This is a genomic window from Wenzhouxiangella sp. XN24 (genome assembly GCF_011064545.1).
Lineage (GTDB): Bacteria > Pseudomonadota > Gammaproteobacteria > Steroidobacterales > XN24 > XN24.
Genome location: NZ_JAAMFG010000037.1, coordinates 171,059 through 195,776 on the forward strand (window position 1 = coordinate 171,059; position 24,718 = coordinate 195,776).

Here is a 24,718-nt window from a genome sequence, read left to right on the forward strand (position 1 = left end):
TTCCGCAGGGGTTGTCCCCGGCGGTTGGTTCTGCACGCGCTAGTGGTCGATGGCCCCTGCGGCCCCGCGGGGAACACGGATGCTTTCCACCAGCTCCTGGATATGCTCTGGTGGCTCGGCCGTGGCTTTCATCACGACATAGGCGACCACGAAGTTGAGCACGGCGCCAATCGCCCCGAACGACAGCGGCGAGATGCCGAACAGCCAGTTGTCCGGCGTATTCGCCAGCATGTTAGTGCCAGGAATGAAGAACCAGCCCAGGTAGGTGAAGATGTAGAGCAGGGTGGCAAGCAGCCCGACCAGCATCCCCGCCACCGCGCCCTGGGTGTTCATCTTCCTGGAGAAGATGCCCATCATCAGGGCCGGGAACAGCGTGGCGGCTGCCAGCCCGAAGGCCAGGGCCACCACCTGCGCCGCGAAGCCGGGTGGATTGAGCCCCAGGTAGGTCGCCAGGGCGATGGCGAACGCCATGGACACACGGGCAGCGAGCAGCTCCTGCTTGTCGGTGATCTTGGGCATGAGCACCGACTTGAGCATGTCATGGCTGATGGCCGAGGAAATCGCCAGCAGCAACCCGGCGGCGGTCGACAGCGCGGCGGCCAGTCCGCCGGCGGCGATCAGGGCCAGCACCCACCCTGGCAGCTGCGCGATCTCGGGATTGGCCAGGACCAGGATGTCGCGGTTGAAGGTCACCATTTCGTTGCCTTCCCAGCCGCGCTCGGCCGCAACCGAGGCAAACTCCTCCGAAGCGTCGTTGTAGTACTGGATTCGGCCGTCGTTGTTCTTGTCCTCGAAGGCCAACAAGCCCGTCTTTTCCCAACTCTCCATCCAGTCCGGCCGCTCGTCATACGTGATCGGCGCGGACGAAGTGCCGTCCGGGAAGATGGTGGTGATGATGTTCAGGCGGGCCATGGCGCCGACCGCAGGCGCGGTCAGGTAAAGCAACGCGATGAACACCAGGGCCCAGCCTGCCGATTTGCGGGCATCAGCCACCTTCGGAACAGTGAAGAAACGAATGATCACGTGCGGCAGTCCGGCGGTGCCGATCATCAGTGACATGGTGAACAGGAACATGTTGAACGTGCTGCCGTGATGGCCGGTGTAGTCGTTGAAGCCCAGCTCGATGAGGACCTGGTTGAGCTTGGTCAGCAGCGGCACGCCGGACTCGGCGTGGGTGGAGAACAGCCCCAGTCCCGGAATCGGGTTGCCGGTCAGTTGCAACGAGATGAACACCGCCGGAATGGTGTAGGCGGTAATCAGCACGCAGTACTGCGCCAGCTGGGTGTAGGTGATGCCCTTCATGCCACCCAGGACGGCGTAGATGAACACCACGCCCGAAGCGATCAGCAGGCCCGTGGTGTTTTCAACTTCGAGGAAGCGCGAGAAGGCCACGCCCGCGCCGGTCATCTGGCCGATCACGTAGGTAATCGAGATGACCAGCAGGCAGATCACCGCGACGACTCTTGCGGTCTGGCTGTAGAAGCGGTCGCCGATGAACTCGGGCACCGTGAAGCGGCCGAACTTCCGCAGGTAGGGCGCCAGCAGCAGGGCCAGCAGGACGTAGCCGCCGGTCCAGCCCATGAGGAAGGTGGAGTTGCCGTAGCCGACGAAGGCGATCAGGCCGGCCATGGAAATGAACGAGGCGGCCGACATCCAGTCGGCCGCGGTGGCCGCACCGTTGACGATCGGGTTGACGCCGCGACTGGCGGCGTAAAAATCGGACGTCGTGCCGGCGCGCGCCCAGATGGCGATGCCAATGTAGAGCGCGAAAGATCCGCCGACGACAATCAGGTTGAGTGTGAACTGGCTCATGATGATCTGGCTCCCTTATTCTTCGTCGACGCCGAACTCGCGATCGAGCCGATTCATGTACCAGGTGTAATAGAAGATCAGCGCGATGAAGGTCAGGATCGACCCCTGCTGGGCGAACCAGAAGCCCAGGTCGGTTCCGCCGACACTCAGCGGCAACATTTGCAGCACCGGCCGCAGCAGGATGGCGAACCCGAATGACACCAGGGCCCAGATGACCAGGCAGATCTTGATGATGCGGAGATTGGCGGCCCAGTAGCCGGCAGCGGACTTGTCGTCGGACATGATTATGGAGCTCCCCAGTAGCGGACTACTTGTTATTTGGCCGGAGTGTAAGCACGCCGATGGGGAAAACCAATACGACTATAGTAGGTGGCGTCATCGAACTGGCCGCTACGGCGCCTGCGGTGTCAGCCGGTCGGACAGGCCCGGCGGCACAGTTTCCATGCCCGCCCCGCCACCCGGCCAGCCGGCATCTTTGCTGCAGCGCCGCAGACTGCCCGGTCTGGATGTCGATCCCGAAGAGCCGCTTGATGCGCTGCGCAAAAGTCATTCACTTGCTGAAACCGCCGTACGCGCGAGCGTCGGCCTCCTAGCTGAAGCGCCGACCGCAAATCCGGTCGCGCCTTACCTCAACAAGTCCCTGCTGTCTCATTACACGCCCTACAGCACTGTCCTGATCCAAGGGATGTATTTCAGATCAGAAATTTCGTGGGCCATTTCGGCCCGCGTTCCTGCTTACCCCTTCAAGAACCAATTCATCCCTCGCCGCCGTCCGAAACCGGGGGGCTGCCCGGGGTCAGAGGGGGCGCGAGCATGAATGGAAATGGCTTCGTGGCGGGTATTCGGCCTGCGGTATGGATCAGGCGGATGCGCAATGCGTTCGGGGGCTTTGTCGGGTGCCTGATCGTGGCACACCCCGCAATCGCTTCGCCGTTTGACGCGACGCCCGCCGACAACGACAGGATCGCCGCGACGCAGGGCAGCCTCATAGGCGCGCACATCGGCAGCATCGGTGCCGGTATTGCTGTACCGGGGTGGTTCGGCATCGGCTTCGAGATCGCGGCAATGGCGACGGACATCGGGCTCAAGAACACGCCGCCGGTCTTCGACGCGCCGGGCAACTTAAGCCAGTTTCCGAATGCCGTCAGGACCGGCGACCTCGGCGGCGGGCCGTGCGTCTACCGCTTCAACAAAACAATCCGGCCGGGCCGCGATGTGCTGGGCGACGACTATGCCGCAGGCGTCGAGGACAGCTTCGCCAGCATCTTCCTTGTGCCGTTCGACCCGCTCGACCGCGTCTACGCGGATCTCGGCCAACCGTATGTCTACCACCCGCAGGCCGACGTTCGTGTCCGCGCCAGCAATCCCTATCTTGCTGCCCGTGGCTACCCGGGTTACGGGGCCGAGGACCTGCGCAAGCTCCAGCAGCGTCCCGAGTTTCCGGCGGGTCGGCACTGGATCTCGTGGGAGGCCACGACGTCGATGAACAACATACTCGATATCGGGCTGCCGGCGGCCCTGATCCCGATCGGCGTCGCCGCGGAAAGCTACGCGGCGAAAAAGGTCGCTGCGGCGGCGGCGAAGCGCGCGGCCCGGGCCGCCGCGGGAGAGGCCGTTGGCCCGGCCTCCAAGCCGGCCGCCGTCTTCGGCGCAAAGGTCGGGCTCATCGCCGCCGACCTGGGTTTGATCGCGACCGATATCTCCGGTCTTGCCGCGGGCGCTCAATGGTACGAGGACACGAGCATCAACACGGCCTCAAACCGCAGCGGCCAGATGCTGACGGTCTGGGACACAGCCGTACCTTTCCTGCGCGATACGCGGACCAACGAGATCGAGATAACCGAGCAGACAATCGAGCTCGAAGCGACGGATTTCGGCGGTGTCCGTCTTGGCCGCGTCGAGAGCCAGTTGCGGGACATGTTCGAGCCAATCGACCCCTGCGGCCAATTGTTTAACTCAGTAGCGCTGTCGCCGTCGTCGCGGCTGTTCCCGATCGGTGGTCCCGAAGAACTCGAGTGGGAGATCCGGGAGCGAAATGGCGGGCCCTACCACTCGAGCACGCTTCTTTTTCCGAACAATGAACGCGAAGGCGACAGCCTGGTGACTCGGCTGACGCAGCGCATCAGCATCGTTGATACCCAGGCGCCGATCCTGGTTCCGCCTGCAGGCTTTGCGCGTTACGCTGCGGACGGCCTCGATCTCGGTGTCGGCGACTTTCCGCTTGGCCGGCCACGCGTCGTCGATCTCGCCGATCCGAGCCCCGCCGTCACAAACGACGCACCCGACATGCTGCCCGGGCCGCCGGACGATGCTGACGGCGTGCGTTACGAGATAACTTGGGATGCGATCGACGACAGCGGTAATTCCGCGCGTGCCCAGTCGAGTAATCCGGACAGCTTCGTGCAGACCGTGACGCTGAAGCGTCCCGGCACGAATACCGTACCGAGCGCCATGCCGCTGCCGGCGCCGGCGGACGCCATCACCGCCGCACCGGTCGAGATCTGGCTGCAGGGTGTTGATACCGACCTGATCGACGGGCGCGTCGACCCGCTCCGGTTCGAGATTGGCGAGTACCCGCAGCATGGCCAGTTCGATGCACCGCTTTACCCCTATTTCATCGAGGATTTCCGGCTGACGCCGGTCGGCGAGCGAGAGGAGGGGGACAACCTGACACGCACCAGTCCGCTGAAGCACCTGGCCGACGAATTCCGCCTCACGGACCCGCTAAGCCACGGCGTGTTCCTCAACGACCGGATATGCAACGCCCCCGCCGGTTCCGTCGAGGAGGCCGAGTTCGGGGGGTTGATCCCCGTGAACATGGTCTACGAGCCGAGCTATGTGCACGTCGATGACGACGGCTTCTACTACGTCCGCGACAAGTACTATGTCTGCGGCGAGGACCCCAAACGCAATAGCGACTTCCGCGGGGAACTCTCGCCTATACCGAGAATCTCGAAGTGGACTGAAACCGGCGAACTCGTCGGCATGACCCCGCTATACGTGACCGACGACCCGGCCGACAACGACGGCCACCTGAACGACAACGTCTGGCCCGCTGACCGCTTTTCCGTCGACCACAACGACCGACTCTGGGTCGAATGGGAGCCGATTCTTTCGACATTCGGCCGCACGGCCATTCATTACAGTTATGACAACGATCTGCGCGATGTGCAATTCCACGGCACCGTCAGCTACAACGAGACGGAGGCCATCCAGGGCGAAGGCCTGCGCGATGTCGGGTCCGACGGCAACACGGACTTGCTGTTCGAACTCATTCGCGACGCGATCAACGTCCGCTCGCTGGCCGACATCGGCGAAATCGGCAACAGCGCCAGTGTGCTCGGGCAGCTCGATGTCAGCGAAATCGAGATCTCAACGGGAGGCTTTTTTGGGGGCGGCGATGGCGCGCCGGAAATCGGCAATGACCTCGCCGTCGACCGCGAAGGCAACGTCTACGTCCTCGATCCCGGCCTGAACCGCATCCACAAGTGGCTGCCGACCGTGCCCGATGGCGAGGGCGGCTGGGTTTTCGGTGACTACGTCGGCTGGATGGGCAGCTGTACGGCAAACAGGACGCTCGACGGTACGCCCACCGGCGTGCCCTACAACGCCTGCGACGTCGCCACCGGCACATCGCGCGGCTTCGCCTGCGCCGACGCGAAGTGCGAACGCGCGGCTAACACGGCGGGCAGCGCGCCCGGCCAGTTCAACGCGCCGTCCAGCATCGAAATCGATCCGCGCAACGTCCTCTATGTCGCCGACACGGCGAACCTGCGCGTGCAGCGCTTTGGCCAGGACGGCACCTTTGCCGGTGAAGCGAAATCAACCGGCACTGGCGTCAACCAGGGCGACGAGCCCGGCTTCATTCTCGGCAACATGGGTGCGCCAAAGTACCTGGCGGTCAATTCCACGTCATTTTTCGTCATGGAGCCCGAGGCCGCAAACGGCGATTATTTCTTGCACGTATTCAAGACGCTGCCGTTCCGCGAGGTTACCGACAGCCGCGCCAAGGTCATCTACGTTTCCGACTTCAATTACCAGGGCGCTGACTACTTCACCTACAAGGTTGATGACGGCATCGACTCAAGCGAGCCCGTTCGCATTGACGTATCGGTCACGCGCGCATTCCGCCCGCCAGAGGATCTTCGCGTCCAGTGTTTCGCGACCATCGACCTGGATACTGAAGTACCCTGCGAACTTGCCGAGGACACGTCTATCTACGTACGCCTGAGCGCGTCCGATCCCGACGGATTCATCAGCGATTTTCCCGACGGCCTCGACAGCCACACGTTCGAGATCATCGAGGAATTCACGAACGGCTCCCGCGTGCTCGCCGACCCGGCACTGGAGCGGGACAACTCGATCACTTACCTGTACAGGCCGGATCCTGACTTTCATGGCACGGACGCCCTGACCTTCCGGGTCTTCGATGGCGAGGAATATTCCGAGGAGGATGCTGTTGCCGAGCTCGTCGTCACGCCGGTGCCGGATCCGGTCGTCGTCGAGTTCGATGACAACCTGCGTGCAGCGCGCGGCTTCCCGTCCATCGTCAAGGCCGACTTCAGCGACGTGGACGACGAGCCCGACCAGCAGGCGTCGCTCGCGATCTTCAACTGGGGCGACGGCACCGCCGCGAGTCCCGCGACGGGTTGGACCGGTTCCGGCCACGAGGACCTGAACGGCCGTGAGATCAAGCCGCAGATCGATTTCGGCCGCGGCCGCGGCATGCTGCTCGGCAGCCACGATTACGATACGACCGGCGTGTTCACGGTCTCCGCCGTCATGGATCACGCGCCGGTCGAGGGTCTGCCGCCCGTCGAGTATGCAACGACCATCGGTGTCTTCGATGTGACCGTCGTCGGCGTCGCGCTGGACGCACCGGCCGCCGACATCTCACCCGACACGCCGTTCCCGCTGGTGATCAGGGTCGAGAACCTGGAGCCGTCGAGCTGGGAAGGGCTCGTGGCGCGCGACGTATCAATCGCCTTCGACGTGCCAGCGGGCCTGCAACTCGCTATTACCGATGTGCGCTGCACCGGCACTGAGCGCATCGTCTGCGATCTCGGCAATCTCCTGCAAGGCGAGTCAACTGACATCTCGTTCGGGGGCCTTGTGACGATCGAAGATGCGCGCCAGGAGGAGAATTACAGCCTGATTATCGACATCGTCGATGCCGGGCCAAAGCTCACCGACGAGAACAGCGCCACCTTGAGCATCGCCGTTGCCGACAGCGACGGCGATGGCACGATCGATGCCGATGATGCCTTTGTGGATGACCCGCGCTACCGGTCGGATACGGATGGCGACGGGCTCGCCGATGCGTGGGAAGAAGCCTTTGGCTTCGACCCCGACGTTGCGGACGATGTCACTGCCGACAGCGACGGCGACGGATCCACGCTACTGGAAGAATTCGCGAACGGCAGCTCCCCCAATCGCGCCGATATTGAGACGGCGGCGCCGGCCGACCGGCTCGAGTCGCCCGACAATACGGCCGAGGACCGCTTCGGTCTCGCGATGGCCGGTGGCGACCTGAACCAGGATGGCTACGACGACCTGGTGATTGGCGCGAGCAGCTATGATTCGACCGGCGCGGTGTTCATCGCCTGGGGTACGATAAACGGCGCAAGCCCGGCACTCGACGTGCTTCGGCCTGAGGCGGGATCGGGCTATGGCACATCCGTCGCCGTCGGTGACTGGGATGACAATGGCTACCCCGATCTCGCGATTGCAGCGCAAAACCTTGTCCTCGTGCACTGGAACAACGGCGAAATCCTCGAGACGCCCGACCGCGCCCTGACTGTCCAGGCCACGGGTACGCCTGCCCGGATAACGCTCTCGAGCACCGACCTCGACGGCGACGGAATTGCTGACCTTTTGGTCAACAGTTTTGACGGCGTCTCGACGACGCGGCTCGACGTGTACGGTTCTCAAAACGACGGACTCGACGCCGCGCCGCAATCGTTCTCGCTGTCCGACGGCGACTGGTTCGGCCAGGCGCACGGTGACGTCGACGGCGACGGTGCAACGGACCTCGTGCTTGGACGTTCGTCTACCAATCTTGTTCGCGGCTACCTGGCCGCGGACAACGACTGGAGTGCTGCGACCGGCCTCGTTCCCTCCTTCGATCTCGTTGCACCGCCAGGCCAGGGCCGCTTCGGCCACGCGCTTGCAAGCGGCAGCGATGTCACGGGGGACGGGATTGACGATCTCGTCGTCGGCGCCTACGCCGGCGGCGGCTATGTCAATTTCTACGCAAGCGAGAGCTTGTACTGGACCGGTAACGACACCCCGACGCAAACGCTGGTCGGGTCTCCTGCCTCAGAACCGGGCAACGGTACCCACGGTGACCAGTTCGGTGTCTCACTCGCCCTCGCTCATCTCGACACGGACGGCCTCGCTGACCTTGTCGTTGGAGCGAACCGGGCAGGGCCGCAGGACGAGGGCCAGGTGCGCATCCTGCGCGGCAATGCCGCGGGTTTCATTGATGAACAGCTCGAAAACGGCACGACGCCTTTCGACCTCCTGGGGCACAACGTATTCGTGCCGGGTGACCTGGATGGTAACGGCGTGGCGGACATCGCTGGTGCGGCATCGGATGTGACCACTGCCCAGAATCCGTCACCGGACGGTGGCTACGTCCAACTCTGGTACCACGATTTCGTCCCGGCCGTCGACGGGGACGACGAGGACGGCGACGGCGTCGGGCTCGCCGTGGACAACTGCCCGGCCGACCCCAATACGAACCAGTCCGACGTCGACGGTGACGGCGTGGGCGATGCCTGCGACGACGACATGGACGGCGACGGACTCGCGAACGAGGTCGACAATTGTCCATTGGACAGCTCGCTCGACCAGACCGACACCGATGGCGATCTCGACGGCGACATCTGCGACAACGACGACGACAATGACGGCGTTGCCGACGCGCAGGACGCGTTCCCGCTGGACCCGGCCTGGAGCGCCGATGAAGACGGCGACGGCATGGCGGACGCCTGGGAAACTGACAACGGCCTCGATCCGGCCGACGCCTCGGACGCGACGGCCGACCTGGACGGCGACGGCAAGAGCAACCTCGAGGAGTTCGAAACCGGTTCGGACGTTACTGTCGATGATGTTGCGCCTGAACTTACCGTGCAGGCAAACCAGGTCGTCGAGTCGATCGGTCCGTGGACGCAGGTAACGCTCGACGCCACCGCATCCGATGCGAAAGACGGCGCGCTGGAACCGTCGGCGGACCGGCATAGTCCGTTCCGGCCGGGCCGCCACATCGTCACCTGGACAGCAACGGATGCGGCCGGCAACTCGGCAAGTGCCGAGCAGACTGTCGATGTCATTCCGCAGGCCGGCTTCGTCGGTGACACGTTACTCGCGGCGGAGGGTGAGCAGACGGAGATCCTGGTCGCGCTGAACGGCGATGCCGTGAGCTACCCGGTCATCGTGCCTTACTCGCTCTCCGGCACCGCGACGGCGGGCAGCGACCACACGCTGGTGGCCGGCGAGGTCGTGATTGATGCCTCGAACGTCGGCGTCATCGCCTTCGAAACAATTGCCGACGGCGTGGTGGAAACAGAAGAAACACTGGTCGTGACACTTGGCACACCGACCAATGCTGTCAGGGCGAGCGCGAACCGCTTCGAGCTGCGCATTGCTGACGGTAACCTTGCCCCGGTACCGCGCATCGCTATCGAGCAGGACGGCTGGCGCGTCACGACGGTAATGCAGGACGGCCCGCCGGTAACGGTGAGTGTCGACCCGGTGGACCCGAACTCCGGCGACAGCCACAGTTTCGACTGGCGCGCGAGCGACAACACCCTTGTGCCGCAAGAAGGCTACGCGCAGGCGACGTTCACGTTTGATCCCGCGAATGTCGACGAGGGTGTTTACCGCCTGGCCGTCGACGTCACTGACGATGGCAACCCGGCGGCGAGCGCGCGGCAGGTTCGCTACCTGCGCGTCGTCGCGACGAGTCCAGCATTCGTGACTGGCCAGGACAGCGACGGTGACGGTATCGAGGACAGTGACGAGGGACTGCGAGACAGTAACGACAATGGCGTCAGTGACTATCTCGACCCGGAATTCGTCAGCCACCAGGTGTCGGCGCGGACGGGTGGATTGGGATTGCTGCAGGTCGCGGACGGTTACACGATTGCGCTCGGCCGGGTGGCATTTGCGTCGGGCGACGACGCGATGGTCTCGATGATGGACGTCGCAGAATTCGGCGACGATGGAGCGCCTGCGGCGAATGGCAACGACGACCGCTTCGGTTACGCCTCCGGCATATTCGACTTCCAGGTAAGCGGGCTGCCCGCGCCGGGCCATTTGGTCCGCATCGTCATTCCGCAATCCGCGCCGATCCCGTCCGATGCCGTCTACCGCAAGTTCACTGCGGGGCAGGGCTGGTCAACGTTTGAGAGCGACGCACTGAACAACGTCGCGTCTGCGCCCGGAGCGCCTGGCATCTGTCCTGCACCGGGCAGCAGCGCCTACACGCCGGGGCTCGCAAGGGGTCACCACTGCGTGCAGCTGACTATCGAAGACGGCGGACCGAACGATACTGACGGTACCGCGAACCGGGTGGTGCGCAATCCGGGCGGCGTTGCAACGCTTGCAGAAGGGACGGCCGTAGGCGCCGGGCCGCTCGACGTCCCGGACAAGACGGTGAGCGCCGGTGACACCGGCGTGATCATGCTGCGGTTCCGGCTGACCAGCAATACATCCGACGCGATGCTCGATGAGCTGACGCTCGAGGCGAGCGGCAGTGGCAACGACGCAAGCGACATCACGGCAGTCACACTGTGGGTGGACGGGAACAGTGACGGTGTCATCGGAGCCGGCGACTCGGAACTTGGTACCGGCACCTTTGCTGCGGACGATGGCGAGCTCAGCTTCACGCTTGCGACGCCTTACACGCTCGACGCCGGCGATACCGACTTCATTATCAGCTACGACTTCTGATCAGCGAGGACACGGCCATGAAAAGGCGCACCCGCAACGGATTCTCTCTTGCCGTCCTGGCGCTGATGCTTGCTGCCTGCGGCGGCGGCGGTGGTGGTGACTCGGCCGGCAATCCCCTGCCGCCGCCGCCACCACCACCGCCACCGCCGCCGCCGCCACCCCCACCACCGGCGAGCGTGACCTACACATTGGAACTCTCAGGTCTCACGCTTAGAGATCGGCAAACGGGCGCCTTGATCGCGCCCACGGGCCTGCCGGTGAGCGGCGCCGTTGCGACACGCAACCCGTGACCCATCCGCGAAACCTGCCTGCGCACCCGGTCTGCGTACGCCCGTGATGACGCTACCAGTGATCAATTGCGTGGCGCCGTGACGCGCCAGGAATGGATCAAGGTCGAGGCCGCGTTTCACCAGGCCCTGTCGCTCACGGCGGATAAACGCGATACCTTCGTCGCCGGCTTCGCGGCCCGCGAGCCGGAACTCGCGTCGTTGCTACACTCCCTGCTGGCCGCCGATGCCGACGGGGATCATCGACTGTTCGACGAACTCGCGGCGTTGGCGCACTCGGTTCTGTGCCGTTGCCGGCCGCGACAGTAAGTGCCGGCTCCACGAAACCGCGCTAGCATACGCGCATGAAAGAGACCGGGCAGATCACGCAGCTCCTGAACCGCTGGACGGACGGTGATGCCGCCGCGGCTGACGAGCTCGCGCCGCTGGTCTACGACGAGCTGCATCGATGTGCCGAGCGACTCTTTCGCAGGGAGCGGGCCGGCCACACGCTGCAGCCGACGGCGCTGGTGCACGAGGCCTACGGCAGGCTGATCGGTGAATCGGTTCCCTGGCAGGATCGCGCACATTTCTTTGCGCTGGCGGCGCGCATGATGCGGCGGCTGCTCATCAACCATGCAGAGGCGCGACGGGCAGAAAAGCGTGGCGGCGGCGAGCTGCTGGTTACGCTCGACGAGAACAGTGTGGCCGCGGCGTCCAGTGCCAGTGAGCTACTGGATCTCGACGCGGCGCTGACAGCACTGGCTGCCTTTGATCCGCGGCTCGCCGAGTTGGTGCAGCTCCGTTATTTCGGCGGTTTGTCGATCCAGGAAATGGAGCTGGTGACCGGGCGCTCGTCCAGCACGGTGAAACGCGATCTCCGGCTCGGCAGGGCCTGGCTGCAAAACCGGCTTTCGCGTTAGCCTCAGTCGGCCTGCAGGTCGGGATCGTGGGTTTCCACGAGTTCCCGCCAGCGTTCGGCTTGAGCGGCATCGCCGCGCCGTTCGTACAGGTCCACCAGGCGGTCCATGTTGTTCAACGTGCCCGGGTGGGACAGACCGTGTTCAGACTCGAAATCTTCCGCCGCTTTGAGCAGCAGCTGTTCAGCCTCGTCGTATTCGCCGAGCCCTGCCAATGATGCGCCCAGCGCACTCCGGATCTCCGCAACCAGCCGGTGCTCCGCCGGGAAGTTGGCGATACGCATTGCGAGTACGTCCCGGAATAATGCAGCGGCATCGGCATAACGCTCTTGCAGCAGGTAGACGGCGCCGATGCCGCCCAGCGGGAAGGAGCGATTCGGGTGGTCGGGCTCAAGCCCCACCAGGTCCTGCATGTCGATCGACAACTGGTAGTTCTGCAGGGCGCCTTCGTAGTCGTTCTGCCGCTGCAGCATGACGGCGAGATTATTGTAGGCGGCCCCGAAACTCGGGTGTGGCCCGTCGAAAGCTCTCTCGAGAATATCAATGAAGTTCTGGTGCGCCCGGATTGCAGCCTCTGCGTCGCCCTTGTCGCCCAGCATCCGGCTGTAGCTGTTCCACGTGTGCGCAACCTCGAGATGATCCGGCCCCAGGATGCGCTCGCGGGTCGCGATAACCTCCTTGTACAGTTGCTCGGATTCCTCGAATCGCTTCGTCTCGCGCAGCACGCCGGCGAGCTGGCGCTTGGTATCCGCTGATTCCGGGTGCTCGCCGCCATAGAGACGGTCCTGCATTGCCAACGCGTCCCGGAAGAGTCGCTCCGCTTCGTCGTTCTCGCCGAGAATGCGCAGGATACCGCCAAGTTTCGTCATCGCTTCCGCAAGGAACTCGTCGTCCTCTTCAGCAAGTGAGTGAGCCAGCTCAAGGGCTTCGCGGTGCATTGTCTCGGCTTCTTCGTAGTCTCCACGCAGTTCGGCATGAAACGCCAGGCCGCTCAGTGCTTCCAAGACTTCAAAGCTGGCGGCGCCGAACAAGACACGTCGCGTCGCCATCGCTTCTTCGAGCAGGACGCGGGAATCTTCGTAGTGGCCGTTGTCTTGGAGCTGGAAGCCGAGCACGAGTTTTGCTGTGGCTGTTTCTGCACTCTCTTCTCCGAAGACCTTCGTCGTGCGCTCGACCGCCTGGCGCAGCAACTCCTCGGCCGCCTCGCGTTCGCCGAGAACGTAGTAGGTTTCGCCCAGCACACGCAGCATCCTCGCCTGTACTTCGGGCTGCTCGGAAAGTTCCGCGCGAATACGGCGAGCGCCGGCATCGAGCAGCTCGCGCGCAGTGATGGCCTTGCCCCGCGCCTCTTCCGGGGCCGAGACCTCGAAGATGCGCAGCATGAACTCACTGACTTCCTCCGCCTTGCGCCGCTCGACTTCCGCGGCGTCACGCTCGGCCGTGATCTGTGCGATCGATATCCCGATCGCCGCGCCGATACCGAGGACCGTGACGGCGGCCGCTGTGACGGGCACCCGGTTTCGTCGCAGGAACTTGCGGGCGCGATATGCCACGCTGTCAGCGCGCGCCATGACCGGCCGATCAGCGAGGAAATTACGGATGTCGTCGGCCAGATCGCGTACGGTCGCGTAGCGGCGCTCCGGGTCTTTCTGCATCGCGGTCAAGACGATGTTGTCGAGGTCACCGCCCAGGAACCGCTTGAGCTCGCCGGCTGTCGCGCCGCGCTCCGCGGCGGCGGCACGGGTGTCGTCACGGCTGCTCATTCCCGTCACACGCGAGCTCGGCGATGGCGGGTCCGATTCACAAATCGCACGCTCGATGTCGGCGGGCCGCGACGATGTCACCTCATAGGGAAAATGCCCGCTCAGGAGTTCATACAGCAGCACGCCCAGGGAATAGATGTCGGTGGCGATCGTGATCCTGTCGCCGCGTACCTGCTCCGGGCTGGCATGACGCGGCGTCATCAGCCGGGCGCTGTCGAGCGTCTCGACCAGCGTGTGCTCCACGGGGCCGGGTTCGAGCAGCTTCGCAATGCCGAAATCGAGCAGCTTGGGTTCGCCCGCGTCGGTTACCAGTATGTTTGACGGCTTGATGTCCCGATGGATGACGAGGTTGCGATGGGCATTCTCCACCGCGCCGCAAACTTTTCGGAAAAGCTTGAGCCGTTCCGGCAGCGTCAGCCGGTTCTCGTCGCAGTAAGTCGTGATCGGCGTACCTGCTACGAACTCCATGACGAGATAGGGCAGGCCGTCCCCGGTTTCGCCGCCGTCAATGAGCCGCGCGATGTTCGGATGATCAAGGTTCGCAAGGATCTGGCGTTCCGCCTGGAAGCGGCGGATCAACTCCTTGCCCGGGCGCCGCGAGCCGAGGACCTTGATTGCGACCTGCTGCGTGTACTCGCCATCGGCGCGGCGCGCAAGGTAGACGTCGCCCATGCCGCCTTCGCCGAGCAGACTCAGGATTTCGTATCGACCGATCGATGCCGGCGCGTCGCGTTTCGCCAGCGCGGCGGCGGAGCGGCCGATGATCCCGGTAACGCGGCTCTGTTCGTCCGCAGCACCGAGAAGGTTCGCTACCGCGAGGAAAAGGCCCTCGTCGCCGCCGGTTTCGTCACGCAACCAGTCGAGGCGCGATGATTGCGGTTGCGCCATGGCATCATGGAACAGCTGGCTGATGCGCTGCCAGCGTTCCGGTGATTCGGTGTCTTCTCGCCCGTCTTGCGCCATTGTCCCTGCCTGCCACAGGCGGACCGCCAAGGTTTCATAGATTACCCTGATATTCGGGGGGATTCCGAGTGACCGTTAACTTATCTGCCACGAACGGATTTATCGGGGACAATTAACCTGTCTTCCAGGCGTGGGAAATGGGTTGGTCGCCTACGGTTTACAGAAACGGACGGCGCACCGGGAAGCGTATCGCGTTACTGACCAGCTCGTCGGCTGCAGCGTCGAGCTAGACTCTCTTGCGATGACGTTGCCTCAAGCGGCCGGGCATGAGCAACCGCTCCGATCTCATGAGGTGAAGTATCGGGACGTTCTTGCCATCGTATCGATAGAAAACCCGGCACGGCGGCTCAACAATCTGCCGGTACCGCGAGCCGCTCAGTTCCGACGGCCGGCTACCGCTCCTCGGATTCGACTCGAGCTGCTCCCCGTGTCGGAAAACCCGCTCCACCAGTCTTGCCGCCGCCTCAGGATCTTCGATAGCAATGTAGTCGGCGATGGCATCCAGGTCGTTAAGCGCCGGCTCGGTCCAGATTACTTCAGCGATCGCCCCATTCGGGCCTTTGCATCGGCATGGCTTACGACTCTGCCCTCGGCCACCGCCATTTCCCCTCGGGCAATCCCTTCGAGCAACGCCATCCGTCGTTGCAGGAGTTCAAAGCTTTCCACGTCAACCAGATAGGCGCTGGGCATCCCATGCTGCGTAATCAAGATCGGCGCCTTGTCTCGCTCAAGTTCAGCAAGAATCTCGGTCGCCTGGCGTTTCAGATTAGTGACTAGTTCAGTACGCATGGAGTGTTACTAAAGTGGCACTCATGCGTGCGCAAGTCCGACTGGGAAATCTACCGCCCACCATAAACGGCCCGAGCTTGTGAGCCTCCGGCGACCGCAGGAAGCGAATTTGACGGCATGGCTACGAATTTACTTTTTTAGCTTCGCTAATAATCAGTATGGCGGCGCAGCTCAGAAGTATCGCGGAACCATAAAGGAGAAATAGTGGATTCCCGCTAGAAAGATAATTGCCTATCATCATCGCTCCCGGAGCGGCTATCCCGCCAGCCATAATGCCGATGATCAAGTTTCTTTTTTGGGTCGGTCGTATGTCCTTGTCCACCGCGGCGAGTTCTCCCGATTGGTACGCCAAAAGGCGACCCTCGGCTTCCTTGAGCAATTCAGCATCCAGCGCAGGACTCGGGTTGTCGAGACTGAGTATCAGCGTATCGACCAACGCCGCACGGTCGTTCACAGGTAGCTTCACAGCTTGATCCATAACGGTTTTTGCGGAAGTGCTCATCGTCGATGCTCCATGGCTGTAGTCGGAATCTACCAGCGATGACGACCGAACGTCAGCGTTCAGCGACGCGAGTCTTCGAGCGTCCGCTGGAACGCTCAGTTAGCTCGTCCCGATACTGGTCCGCGTAAGCATCGAGCAGGCGACGGATCATCCTCTGATACGAGGTGTGGTTCCGTTCGGCAGCTGCCTTAAAAAAGTCGACGCTTCGACGGCTCAGGGAAATCGTGATCTTCACGCCTTCCTCGCCCGCAGCAAGCTCGTCAGGTGACGGCAGGAAGTCCTTTACCACCTCAGCCTGAATCGGCTCATTGGTGTATTTGATTTTCTCGCTCATAGATTCGTTTGCCCTTGCGCCAGTATCCAGCGCCGATAATTCGAATCGCGTTATTCCTATAGGCGAACCGCACAGTAAGAACCGCTCCGCCCACGGATCCGAAACAATAGAATCGTTCCTCCGATTCGCTGTGCGCGAGGTCCCTGGCGATCACACGCTTCGGATCCAGGAACGCCTCTTGTGCGAGGCTGAAGCCGACACCATGCTTCTGCTGGTTCTCCGCATCCTTACCGGAGTCCCACTCGAAACACGCCACCATTTCGCAAGACTAGCACCAATATGGTGTAACGGCCATACGAATATATGGCTTGTGTAGCGATTTTTTCCACCCCTCCGAGGACCGCGGGGCCGAGACAGGACGCTCGAAGCAATCCTCCGGGTTGGAGTTAGCTACTAGACCTCAATTGTTTGGCTGGCTTTCTTGCGCTTGAGGACGTGGCGCTTCAATACACTGAAGTCAGGGACCAGGATGGCTTCGAGCATCGCCAGTGGCCACGAAACCCAGATAACAACCCAGGTGACGAGAAACGCTCGAAGCTTCTCTCTGGTCGATCCCAGTAGGATGGCTGCCATGAGATTTAACGTTGAGGATCAGGGGCGCCCCGAAGCGGCGTCCCCTGTATGCGCCAGTTAGCCGGCGAATCCGAGAATCTTCTCATAACAATAGAAATTTCCCTTTCTAAACCTCACGTGCCCCGCACGCTGGTACGAGGAGAGCTCGTAGAACCGCACGGCCCTGGGATTCTTTACGAAAACGTCTAGACGAATGCAATTGCAACCTATGCTTTCGCCACGTGTTTCTAGAAAGCGCATCAAGGCACGCGCGACACCCTTCCCTTCGGCCTCCGGCGCCACCATCAGACGATGAATTACAGCCGGCCGGCCAGGGAACTGCCAAGAGACATCGGCGTACTCCGGACTCTGGTGTTCGTTCAACGTTGCCATCCCTGCAATCACGCCAGCAATCCTAGCGATGAACACAGTCCCATCGTCGATGTCGCGCTGGATGGCCCCACGGTCCGGGTATATGTCGTCCCACTGGTCGATGCCGTGTGATTGCATCTTCAAGATGCACGCCCTCACTAGTGCCATTAGACCAGTGATGTCAACCAGGTTGGCTTGACGAATTTCGATGTCCACTCGGATGTCCCGTCCGACTAACGCCCAGATTCAGCCGCGGCCTCGCTTGGCTAGGCCATCGGCTGGAACCCGTGGATACGCTGCACCATGTCTAGGCGATAACCTTGGCCATGAACACATTGAAGTCTGTGGCCGTGTATTCGCCGAACACCCCGCTCCACTCGAAGCCATTGCGCCGATAGAGCCGATGCGCGGGCTCGAAGGCCGGGCCAGTGCCCGTTTCGAGAAGTAGACGTGAATATCCGCGCTGATGCGCCGTACGAACGATCTCATCGAGGATGGCTTGCCCGACACCGCTACGCATAAAGGGCGGGCGTGTGCGCATTGATTTGACTTCGCCAGTCAGCGGGTCTAGTTCCTTCAGTGCTCCGCACCCGCTCAAGATTCCGTCTACCCATGCCGTCCAGAAGGTAACGCTCGGCGCTTGAAGGTTCTTGATGACGAGCGCATTCACGTGGCCCGGCGGGGAGTTGCTGTGCATGCCAGAGAGATGCTCGCTGATGAGCGAGTGAACCTCCGAAGAGGAGAGGTCATCTTGGCGGACGTCGATACCCACGATGCAGTCTCCTGTGCCGCCTAACGCCCAGCATCAACGGCGGCACGCAGTGCCGTCCGGTGCATGCTGTTGTTAGGTTGCACTTGCATCGGTGGCTACGCGTAAGCGATACCGAGCCAGAAGCAGCCCCACCGTGAACAGGGAAGCAAGGACAACGTTTGATGAACTCCCGCTGCCACTGACCAGGGCATGCACGGAAGTAGCGAGAAAGACAAAGACGACCAGAAGAACTACATCCATTGACAATATGCTTCGTGGTGGACTTGGTCTAGCGCCTGACCATCGGAAAATGTGCGCCGGAAGGAACCTATTCTGCGCGCTGACACCGACGATGCAACCCAGGTAGTGGCCGATACTAACGACAAGCCCTGGGAAATAGACGGACGGGTCACTTGGGTACGAAACTATAAATGGCAACGTGATGACTGCGGCCGCAGCCAACGAATAGTACGGTGGACGTTTGCCGCAAAGAAGCCCACAGATGACACCTAGTGGGATGCCAGCAGCGACGAAGGCAATGGCGCCAGAATAGACTGGCAGCAGCCAACGACCGAGAGCTTCCACGTGCGCTGCATTAACTTCCGACATTGGCGTACACGCTAGAACGCCGACGATGTTGACAAGTAGAAGTAGCGCGACCACACCTGTGCCGACCGCCACGAGAGCGCGCTCGATTGCAGGTAGAGCGCGAATCAACACGGAGGAACCTTGCTTCGAGGGATGCGGATGCATGGTTTTGCAGCCTAACGCCTGAGTTAAGCCGACCCGCGAAGCGGGTTCGGCTTTAATGAACTGTTAGGCGGCGGCGTACGACTAACGACGACGGCGCGTGCCGCGGGATCATTCGCTTGTTTCAACAAGACAAACCCCACCTTCGTGCAGGAACGCGACAGCATCATCTCTCTTCAAGCAGTCCTGCTCAGAAAGGCCTGAAATGCGCTGAGCAGCACATTGGTCGTAATAAGCCCAACAAGCGAGCAGGTCATCGTTAAGTATGACAAAAGCTTTAGGCAGTATCCCAAGCAAAGCGAAAGTGCCTGCTGCGATTAAAATGCGTCGCGTACGTCTCAGCTTATAGGCAGCCAGATAAGCTAGCCCACTAAGGACAGCCGCAAGAAGCAGAAAGCCAAACATTTCGCCGCCTAACGCCCGCGATCAGCGGCCGAGCCCGGTGGCGCGCCGGTTGCGACTGCAAGCAGCGTGACACCGGGCTCGGTGCGCTGCATCGCATAGTTGGCTGTCATTCCGGGCATGGCTTGTATTTCACGTCAAGATTAAATGCTTCGCCCAACGGGCTTTCATTAAAGTACCGGGACCGATCACGGGCTTCTATGCGTCCAAATCGCCATACCGGCTGTAATGTCGGTTCATACCAGGATTTCGCGTTGTCAGTGCCGTCCGACGCCGAGGCTATTACACGCCATTTTTCGTCTTCTTCCTGAAACGTCAGTGTATAGATGAAAGGGCCACGGCAGGAGGCGACATTCATTTCAAGTTCGACGGACGTTGTCCCAGGCTCTACAAGCCGATAGCCATAAACACGCTCAATCGATGCTCCAATCGAAAGACTGGACTGGAGCGAGTCGAACACCCAGTCCAAGTCGTCGGCCTTCGGTCCCTGCGCGGCCCGAAACGCAGATGAAATTGTGTCTTCGAGCCAGTGTCGAGAAAGGAATCGCGCGACACCCGCCGGATCGGCTTCCATCGTCGTTCGTAGCTCAACGAACACATCGAACAGGAGTTGAGCCGTCGGCGACCCCTCAGCGACAGACTCGGTAGGTTCAGATGCGCCCGCCGACGCAACCGAAATGGCGAAGAGAAGGATTACGCGAAAAAGCCTCATACCAGCCAACGACCGCGTTAACCGGCGCCGGCGAAGCCGGCGTCCGTGTTAAACGCATTGTTCGGTCGCGATGCGGTGACGTTCACGCAGCAACTTCACGCAGGACTTCGGGATGGCGCTCGGCAATCTTCAGCAGTGTCTGAGCAGCGCCCGACGGCTTGCGACGGCCTTGCTCCCATTGCTCGAGCGTCCGCTTTGACACCCCTAACACCGTCGCAAACTCCGCCTGAGACAAACCACTATTCAGCCGTGCTTTAACTATGCGTGAAGCCGGCTCAACACTGGTCCGTTTACCTCCCCCTGCCTTAATTTCGCGGATTCCATCGAGGACCTCCTGCCACACGTCGCGTTCGGCCTCAAACTTGGCCAACGCCGCTCCAGTCAGTTTCTTAGCCATCTCGGAAAGCCTCTACCAGTTTGCGCAGTACGTGACCAGGAATGTTGGACTCGCTGCCCTTTGAGTAAATGGTCAACATCCAGAATTCCATAGGCTCGTATTGCACGTAATAGATCACCCTCAGTCCACCGCGTTTACCCATACCAGGACGCGCCCATCGAAGCTTCCGCACTCCGCCGGACCCAGGAACCAGCTGGCCTGCTTCGGGCTTCAGCAACAGAAACTGCTGAAGCTCCGCCTGCTCGTCGTCGTCCAGATATGCGGAACAGACCCGGGTAAATATGGACGATTCGATGAACGTGGCCATCGGTCAAGACTATACGCCAGTGGCGTATTCTAGGCAACTGGCGCGTAGGCGCTCAGACAGCGACCGAACGTTTAGATTCAGCCGCGCCCGTTTGCGGGTGTCGGCTGCAAGCTCGAGTTAGAACGGACCAGTTACGCGGCATGCGGCGTGACCTCCTTGTCAAGCCGCTCGTCAAGTTCCTCCTCTGCGCGACACAGGTCGTAACGCGTCTGCAGGTTCAGCCAGAACTGCGCTTCCATGCCAAAGTACCTGCCAAGTCGCAGTGCGGTGTCCGCAGTGATTGACCGCTTGCCGTGTACGATCTCACCAATTCGCCGCTGCGGCACGCTGATTTCCTTCGCCAGGCGATACTGGGAAATCCCCATAGGCTGAAGAAACTCTTCAAGCAGGATTTCTCCCGGCGTTACTGGCGCGAAGTCTCGCTTAGCCATAATTCACCTCATCAGTGGTAATCAACGATCTCAACCTCCAATGCATCACCGCCCTTCCAGACGAAGCAGATCCGCCACTGATCGTTGATTCGAATGCTGTGTTGTCCAGATCTATCGCCTTTTAGTTTCTCAAGCCGGTTCGATGGCGGAACCCGTAGCGTATCCAGGTTGCCGGCCGCGGCGAGGATTTCGAGCTTCCTGGCAGCCAAGCGTTGAACATCTCTAGGCAGCCGTCGAGAGAACCGGCCGCCAAAGACTCGCTCTGTTTCCCGACACTTGAAGGACTTGATCACGAGGGCAAATACTAGCGCGGGGCGTTAGTACCGTCAAACGGTAGTAGTTTGAGTTTGGGAGTTCTAACGTCTGAGATCACCTGCGTCCGGGAGGCGGCGCAGCCGGCTCACGGACGTCAGGTGGAGCGATGAGTTAGGCCTCGTGCCACCTAGAACGGCAGTCGCGCGGAATTGGCGGGCTTGGCCATGGGATGTGAGCGACGCTTGATTACTCACGCAGCACTCCGTAGAGCACAGCGCCTATCAAAGGCCCGCCAACGAGGAGGGTGTTGACTACCACATCTCCTATCGGGCGGTCGTAGTAAAGGGAGCCTGCGACTGGCAGGACGATCGCAAGAACTGAGCAAACGGCGGCCCACGCGTAGTGGTATGGCCAGGAGGATGCCAGCGAGCGCTCGAGGGCGTAGAGCAATGCTAAAAGGGACAGGATGGCTGCTACGGCTGCAACGAGTGAACCCGAGTCTGTGTAAATCGGCCAAGCGACGACGGTCGACGCGAACAGCATGAATAGGAAGATACTCATTCTAGGGTGACGGCTAAGTAAAGCGCGAATACGCGAGCGATTACGTGGCGCCGTGTGATCACTTGGGGAATTCATGTGAGGCCTAACGACCAAGCTCAGCGGCGCGGCGCAGCCGCGTCGGCCTGAAGCGACGAGTTAGAGCGCTACCGCTCACCTGGAGTTGTTCCGCTCGGTCGCATCTCGAAACCTCTTACAATCACGTAAGCGATCAAAGCAAAGATAAAAAAGATCAGATACATCCATGCGATGCTTTGGAGGGTCTCAATGACAGTCCGGTACAACTCCAGCGTCCAACGCTCGGCGTTAAGCACAAGCAATTGGGCATCTTTGTGGGGCACGCTGATGTAGCGCTCGAGTTGGTGAATTCGCACGCCGCCGGAAATTCCGACGACGAAAGCGGCAAACTTTATGTAGCGACGCCAAGCTTCGCTGATCTCGTCTTGGATGAGTCGGAGCAGGATCGCTGCAATCGGCTTGTCGAAAAGTCTAACGACCCCGAAGGAGACCGCCGTCGCCAATAAGAAAGTCACCAAGAGCAAGGAAAAGAACACTGGTAGGTCCCTCGTTGCGGTCTAACGCCTCGGTTCAGCTGCGGGCCGCGTCCGCTGCAACCGATTGTTAGATGCGCCTTGCACGTGCTAAGGAGTTGCCTGTATGAAGGCCCGCATTGCCTCAATAGATTGCCGCAATTCATGATGGTTGAATCGCCTGTTGGCTTGATTCTCAGGGTGGTGAATTTGATGCCGTATGTATTCCGTCAGGACGATGTGCTGCTGCGTCGTGGACCCGTCTCTGTTTAGCTTCTTATAGGGCATCGTGGCCTGTCCTGCCTTGAATGCCGCGAGTTTTCCCTCTGCCTCTATGAAGCCGTACAGTTCATTGTGGTACTCGAATGAAGATTCATCGAAGGCGGAAAAATTGACCTCGTTCAGACTGGGATATGGAAGTTCGCTCTCTTGAACATTACGGATTTCTTCGGGATGTTGACCGGCGATCAAAAGCAGATTTTCAAATTTAAGCTTTTTGACAATTTCGGGGCTGTGGGACGTGAGAATGATTTGCGTCCCTGGCGCCTCGGAAAGTGCGACCAACGCCGATACCAGAGCGCGCTGGTGTTCTGGGTGCTGGGAGGTTTCCGGCTCTTCAATTGCATAAACAACGCTTGGAAGGCCGGCCTCACGCTGCCGCCGCTCAGCCTCTGCCCGGAAAAAGCTGATGAGAATTAACCGCTTTACGCCGCTACCACGCTTGTTGATCGGGATTTCGTCATCGCCAGCAATGGCAACATTCTTGAACACGTCAATCCACTTCAAGGAGGCTGGATCCGGAATCTGTGGGTTCAATGACGATGCAATATCGGGATTCAGTTCATTCAGCTTTGTCAGAGTCTGAGCCGCAACTTCATCTAGGCGCGTCTTGACAGTGTTGGCCACCTTGTTTAGCTCTACTTGAATTGCTGGATCTCCAAGTATTTCCTTGACGGCCAAGCGCATTGGATCCTGTATCTCGCTGTCCCCGTCACTGTTCTTCCGGTCAGCTTGAAAGAGAGAGTACAGAGGCATGTAAGACTTCAGCTGTTCCCAGATATTTTTTGCGTCTATCTTCGCAACTTCGATTTCAATCTCCCGAAGCTCCAAATCCCCTTGACCGTTCCAAATGGCTTTCCGCAACTCCGCGTTTTTGGTTCTGTCCTGGCATTCGAGCCCTTGATCATCGAGAAGCTTCTTTAGATCAGAGTTCTTCTTGAGAAGCAGTTCGGCGCACCCCGGCGCGGTAGGGTGGTGTGCGGAAATGTACACCCTCTCCTTCCCAGCATTCGGGTAGCGCTTTATGACTTTGAGCGTGCCAGCCTCAGTGAGCAGATGCTCAGCGGCAAGCGTGGTTTCGTTTGTTGCATCAATGACTATCGACGCCGGAAGTTCTTCAAATTCGACAGAAATTTCGATGCAGTCATTACCCGCAGCGAGATTCGCCTTGTTTATATCTTCCTTATCGAGCTTTACGCTACCCCTGCCGTCATTGAAAAATATGTCCAACGCTTCGAGTACAGTGGATTTGCCAATGTCGTTCTTTCCGACCAGAACAAGGAGATCGCACATCTTCAGTTCGATACGGCTTGAGTAACCGCGGAAGCCTCTGATTCCAATCGTTTGAATTTTCATTGACACCTCCTGGCCGCAGAAACCTCACGCTTGAAGCGCATCTAACGCCCTGGATAACCTGCGATGGAGGCTGGCGCGGACCGTGCGTATGCACGGGCCGTGACAGCCGGCATCGTCAGGTTCATCCTGTAGTTAGGTATCTCAGGCAGCGAGGCGCGCAACTTTGAGACCCTTTCGGCGCTTCTCGGCGTGCCACAAATCGTACTGCGTCTGCAGATTCAACCAGCTCTCTGCGCTTGTGCCAAAGGCCATCGACAAACGCACCGCCATCTCCGGGCTGAGTCCTGCACGGCCGTTCAAGATCGCCGACAAGGTCTTACGGCTCACGCCAAGAGCGGCCGCAGCGTCCGTGACGGTCAGTTCCAATGGCTCAAGACAGAGCGACCGAATGATCTCGCCAGGATGAGGGGGATTGTGCATCTTCATAGGTCGATCCTAATGGTAATCCTCGTAATCCACTTCATCGGCATCCGTACCTACGAAGGCAAAGGTCACCCGCCAATTGCCACTGACTTCCACAGCCCAGCGACCTTTCAGTTCTCCTTTCAGCGGATGCAGTTTCAAACCAGGCAGCGCCATGTCGCCGGGGCCGGTAGCCGCATTGAGAGTAGCCAGTATCAGCTTCAAGCGGACTGCATGCGCCGGTCGAATTCCAGACCGAGAACCCGTGGCAAAGAATTTCGCCAATCCTTTGTGACGGAATCTCAGTATCATGCATTAAAGCGTAACCTATAACGTTACGCCAGACAAGATGCCTAACGC

At 60.7% G+C, this 24,718-nt stretch carries 23 protein-coding genes; 4 read left to right on the plus strand and 19 right to left on the minus strand.

Features of this window, described 5'->3' with window-relative positions:
- Positions 1-39: 39 nt before the first annotated feature.
- Together G6032_RS15310 and G6032_RS15315 are read right to left on the minus strand one after the other, a co-directional pair.
- Positions 40-1,812 (minus strand): sodium:solute symporter family protein, encoded by a 1,773-nt coding sequence (locus G6032_RS15310; protein WP_165283034.1) that lies wholly within the window; start codon positions 1,810-1,812, stop codon positions 40-42.
- A 15-nt stretch (positions 1,813-1,827) separates the two neighbouring features.
- Positions 1,828-2,094 carry a DUF4212 domain-containing protein gene (locus tag G6032_RS15315; RefSeq protein WP_165283035.1) on the minus strand — a complete coding sequence of 89 codons (267 nt, stop codon included), beginning with the start codon at positions 2,092-2,094 and terminating at the stop codon, positions 1,828-1,830.
- Between the two features lie 585 nt (positions 2,095-2,679).
- Here G6032_RS15315 and G6032_RS15320 point away from each other — a divergent pair.
- From G6032_RS15320 to G6032_RS15335, 4 genes are all read left to right on the plus strand, one after another.
- Positions 2,680-10,767 carry a thrombospondin type 3 repeat-containing protein gene (locus G6032_RS15320; protein ID WP_165283036.1) on the plus strand — a complete coding sequence of 2,696 codons (8,088 nt, stop codon included), beginning with the start codon at positions 2,680-2,682 and terminating at the stop codon, positions 10,765-10,767.
- A 17-nt stretch (positions 10,768-10,784) separates the two neighbouring features.
- Positions 10,785-11,057: a hypothetical protein gene (locus tag G6032_RS15325; RefSeq protein WP_165283037.1), complete on the plus strand. Its 273-nt coding sequence runs from the start codon at positions 10,785-10,787 to the stop codon at positions 11,055-11,057.
- A 66-nt stretch (positions 11,058-11,123) separates the two neighbouring features.
- Positions 11,124-11,363: a hypothetical protein gene (locus G6032_RS15330; protein WP_165283038.1), complete on the plus strand. Its 240-nt coding sequence runs from the start codon at positions 11,124-11,126 to the stop codon at positions 11,361-11,363.
- Positions 11,364-11,398: 35 nt separating this feature from the next.
- A complete protein-coding gene (locus G6032_RS15335) occupies positions 11,399-11,956 on the plus strand; it encodes an ECF-type sigma factor (RefSeq protein ID WP_165283039.1) in 558 nt (185 codons plus the stop codon).
- Between the two features lie 2 nt (positions 11,957-11,958).
- Here the strand turns inward: G6032_RS15335 and G6032_RS15340 are convergent, their stop codons facing one another.
- From G6032_RS15340 to G6032_RS15420, 17 genes are all read right to left on the minus strand, one after another.
- Positions 11,959-14,679, minus strand: coding sequence for a serine/threonine-protein kinase (locus G6032_RS15340; RefSeq protein WP_165283040.1), 2,721 nt, complete (start codon positions 14,677-14,679; stop codon positions 11,959-11,961).
- 226 nt (positions 14,680-14,905) lie between these two features.
- Positions 14,906-15,223: a type II toxin-antitoxin system RelE/ParE family toxin gene (locus G6032_RS15345; protein WP_165283065.1), complete on the minus strand. Its 318-nt coding sequence runs from the start codon at positions 15,221-15,223 to the stop codon at positions 14,906-14,908.
- A complete protein-coding gene (locus tag G6032_RS15350; protein ID WP_165283041.1) occupies positions 15,211-15,468 on the minus strand; it encodes a type II toxin-antitoxin system Phd/YefM family antitoxin in 258 nt (85 codons plus the stop codon). Before G6032_RS15350 ends, G6032_RS15345 begins: the two co-directional genes overlap by 13 nt.
- Positions 15,469-15,589: 121 nt before the next feature.
- Positions 15,590-15,970, minus strand: a complete 381-nt coding sequence (locus G6032_RS15355) for an addiction module protein (protein WP_165283042.1) — start codon at positions 15,968-15,970, stop codon at positions 15,590-15,592.
- Between the two features lie 52 nt (positions 15,971-16,022).
- A complete protein-coding gene (locus tag G6032_RS15360) occupies positions 16,023-16,304 on the minus strand; it encodes a hypothetical protein (protein WP_165283043.1) in 282 nt (93 codons plus the stop codon).
- A complete protein-coding gene (locus G6032_RS15365) occupies positions 16,276-16,563 on the minus strand; it encodes a BrnT family toxin (protein ID WP_165283044.1) in 288 nt (95 codons plus the stop codon). Before G6032_RS15365 ends, G6032_RS15360 begins: the two co-directional genes overlap by 29 nt.
- 371 nt (positions 16,564-16,934) lie before the next feature.
- Positions 16,935-17,444, minus strand: coding sequence for a GNAT family N-acetyltransferase (locus tag G6032_RS15370; protein WP_206212020.1), 510 nt, complete (start codon positions 17,442-17,444; stop codon positions 16,935-16,937).
- Positions 17,445-17,535: 91 nt separating this feature from the next.
- Positions 17,536-18,000, minus strand: coding sequence for a GNAT family N-acetyltransferase (locus tag G6032_RS15375; protein WP_206212021.1), 465 nt, complete (start codon positions 17,998-18,000; stop codon positions 17,536-17,538).
- A gap of 1,240 nt (positions 18,001-19,240) precedes the next feature.
- Positions 19,241-19,705 carry a hypothetical protein gene (locus G6032_RS15380; RefSeq protein ID WP_165283045.1) on the minus strand — a complete coding sequence of 155 codons (465 nt, stop codon included), beginning with the start codon at positions 19,703-19,705 and terminating at the stop codon, positions 19,241-19,243.
- Between the two features lie 220 nt (positions 19,706-19,925).
- On the minus strand, positions 19,926-20,240 hold the full coding sequence (locus G6032_RS15385; protein WP_165283046.1) for a helix-turn-helix domain-containing protein: 315 nt from the start codon (positions 20,238-20,240) through the stop codon (positions 19,926-19,928).
- Positions 20,233-20,547, minus strand: coding sequence for a transcriptional regulator (locus G6032_RS15390; RefSeq protein WP_165283047.1), 315 nt, complete (start codon positions 20,545-20,547; stop codon positions 20,233-20,235). Before G6032_RS15390 ends, G6032_RS15385 begins: the two co-directional genes overlap by 8 nt.
- A gap of 131 nt (positions 20,548-20,678) precedes the next feature.
- Positions 20,679-20,978: a HigA family addiction module antitoxin gene (locus G6032_RS15395; RefSeq protein WP_165283048.1), complete on the minus strand. Its 300-nt coding sequence runs from the start codon at positions 20,976-20,978 to the stop codon at positions 20,679-20,681.
- A gap of 11 nt (positions 20,979-20,989) precedes the next feature.
- Complete coding sequence (locus tag G6032_RS15400; RefSeq protein ID WP_165283049.1) at positions 20,990-21,271, minus strand: type II toxin-antitoxin system RelE/ParE family toxin; 282 nt, start codon at positions 21,269-21,271, stop codon at positions 20,990-20,992.
- A 666-nt stretch (positions 21,272-21,937) separates the two neighbouring features.
- On the minus strand, positions 21,938-22,312 hold the full coding sequence (locus tag G6032_RS15405) for a hypothetical protein (RefSeq protein WP_206212022.1): 375 nt from the start codon (positions 22,310-22,312) through the stop codon (positions 21,938-21,940).
- A 120-nt stretch (positions 22,313-22,432) separates the two neighbouring features.
- On the minus strand, positions 22,433-23,956 hold the full coding sequence (locus G6032_RS15410; RefSeq protein ID WP_165283051.1) for an ATP-binding protein: 1,524 nt from the start codon (positions 23,954-23,956) through the stop codon (positions 22,433-22,435).
- 141 nt (positions 23,957-24,097) lie between these two features.
- On the minus strand, positions 24,098-24,382 hold the full coding sequence (locus G6032_RS15415) for a HigA family addiction module antitoxin (RefSeq protein WP_165282852.1): 285 nt from the start codon (positions 24,380-24,382) through the stop codon (positions 24,098-24,100).
- A gap of 9 nt (positions 24,383-24,391) precedes the next feature.
- Entirely contained in the window at positions 24,392-24,670 is a 279-nt protein-coding gene (locus G6032_RS15420) for a type II toxin-antitoxin system RelE/ParE family toxin (protein WP_165282851.1), read from the minus strand.
- Positions 24,671-24,718: the final 48 nt, after the last annotated feature.

Excerpts from the sequence above, each read along its gene's own strand:
- G6032_RS15420 (WP_165282851.1), bottom strand. The coding sequence starts at position 24,670 with ATGATACTGAGATTCCGTCACAAAGGATTGGCGAAATTCTTTGCCACG.
- G6032_RS15320 (WP_165283036.1), top strand. The coding sequence starts at position 2,680 with ATGCGCAATGCGTTCGGGGGCTTTGTCGGGTGCCTGATCGTGGCACAC.
- G6032_RS15315 (WP_165283035.1), bottom strand. The coding sequence starts at position 2,094 with ATGTCCGACGACAAGTCCGCTGCCGGCTACTGGGCCGCCAATCTCCGC.
- G6032_RS15350 (WP_165283041.1), bottom strand. The coding sequence starts at position 15,468 with ATGCGTACTGAACTAGTCACTAATCTGAAACGCCAGGCGACCGAGATT.
- G6032_RS15365 (WP_165283044.1), bottom strand. The coding sequence starts at position 16,563 with ATGGTGGCGTGTTTCGAGTGGGACTCCGGTAAGGATGCGGAGAACCAG.
- G6032_RS15325 (WP_165283037.1), top strand. The coding sequence starts at position 10,785 with ATGAAAAGGCGCACCCGCAACGGATTCTCTCTTGCCGTCCTGGCGCTG.
- G6032_RS15410 (WP_165283051.1), bottom strand. The coding sequence starts at position 23,956 with ATGAAAATTCAAACGATTGGAATCAGAGGCTTCCGCGGTTACTCAAGC.
- G6032_RS15390 (WP_165283047.1), bottom strand. The coding sequence starts at position 20,547 with ATGGCCACGTTCATCGAATCGTCCATATTTACCCGGGTCTGTTCCGCA.
- G6032_RS15380 (WP_165283045.1), bottom strand. The coding sequence starts at position 19,705 with ATGGAAGCCGATCCGGCGGGTGTCGCGCGATTCCTTTCTCGACACTGG.
- G6032_RS15335 (WP_165283039.1), top strand. The coding sequence starts at position 11,399 with ATGAAAGAGACCGGGCAGATCACGCAGCTCCTGAACCGCTGGACGGAC.
- G6032_RS15415 (WP_165282852.1), bottom strand. The coding sequence starts at position 24,382 with ATGAAGATGCACAATCCCCCTCATCCTGGCGAGATCATTCGGTCGCTC.
- G6032_RS15360 (WP_165283043.1), bottom strand. The coding sequence starts at position 16,304 with ATGAGCGAGAAAATCAAATACACCAATGAGCCGATTCAGGCTGAGGTG.
- G6032_RS15340 (WP_165283040.1), bottom strand. The coding sequence starts at position 14,679 with ATGGCGCAAGACGGGCGAGAAGACACCGAATCACCGGAACGCTGGCAG.
- G6032_RS15385 (WP_165283046.1), bottom strand. The coding sequence starts at position 20,240 with ATGGCTAAGAAACTGACTGGAGCGGCGTTGGCCAAGTTTGAGGCCGAA.
- G6032_RS15355 (WP_165283042.1), bottom strand. The coding sequence starts at position 15,970 with ATGAGCACTTCCGCAAAAACCGTTATGGATCAAGCTGTGAAGCTACCT.
- G6032_RS15395 (WP_165283048.1), bottom strand. The coding sequence starts at position 20,978 with ATGGCTAAGCGAGACTTCGCGCCAGTAACGCCGGGAGAAATCCTGCTT.
- G6032_RS15310 (WP_165283034.1), bottom strand. The coding sequence starts at position 1,812 with ATGAGCCAGTTCACACTCAACCTGATTGTCGTCGGCGGATCTTTCGCG.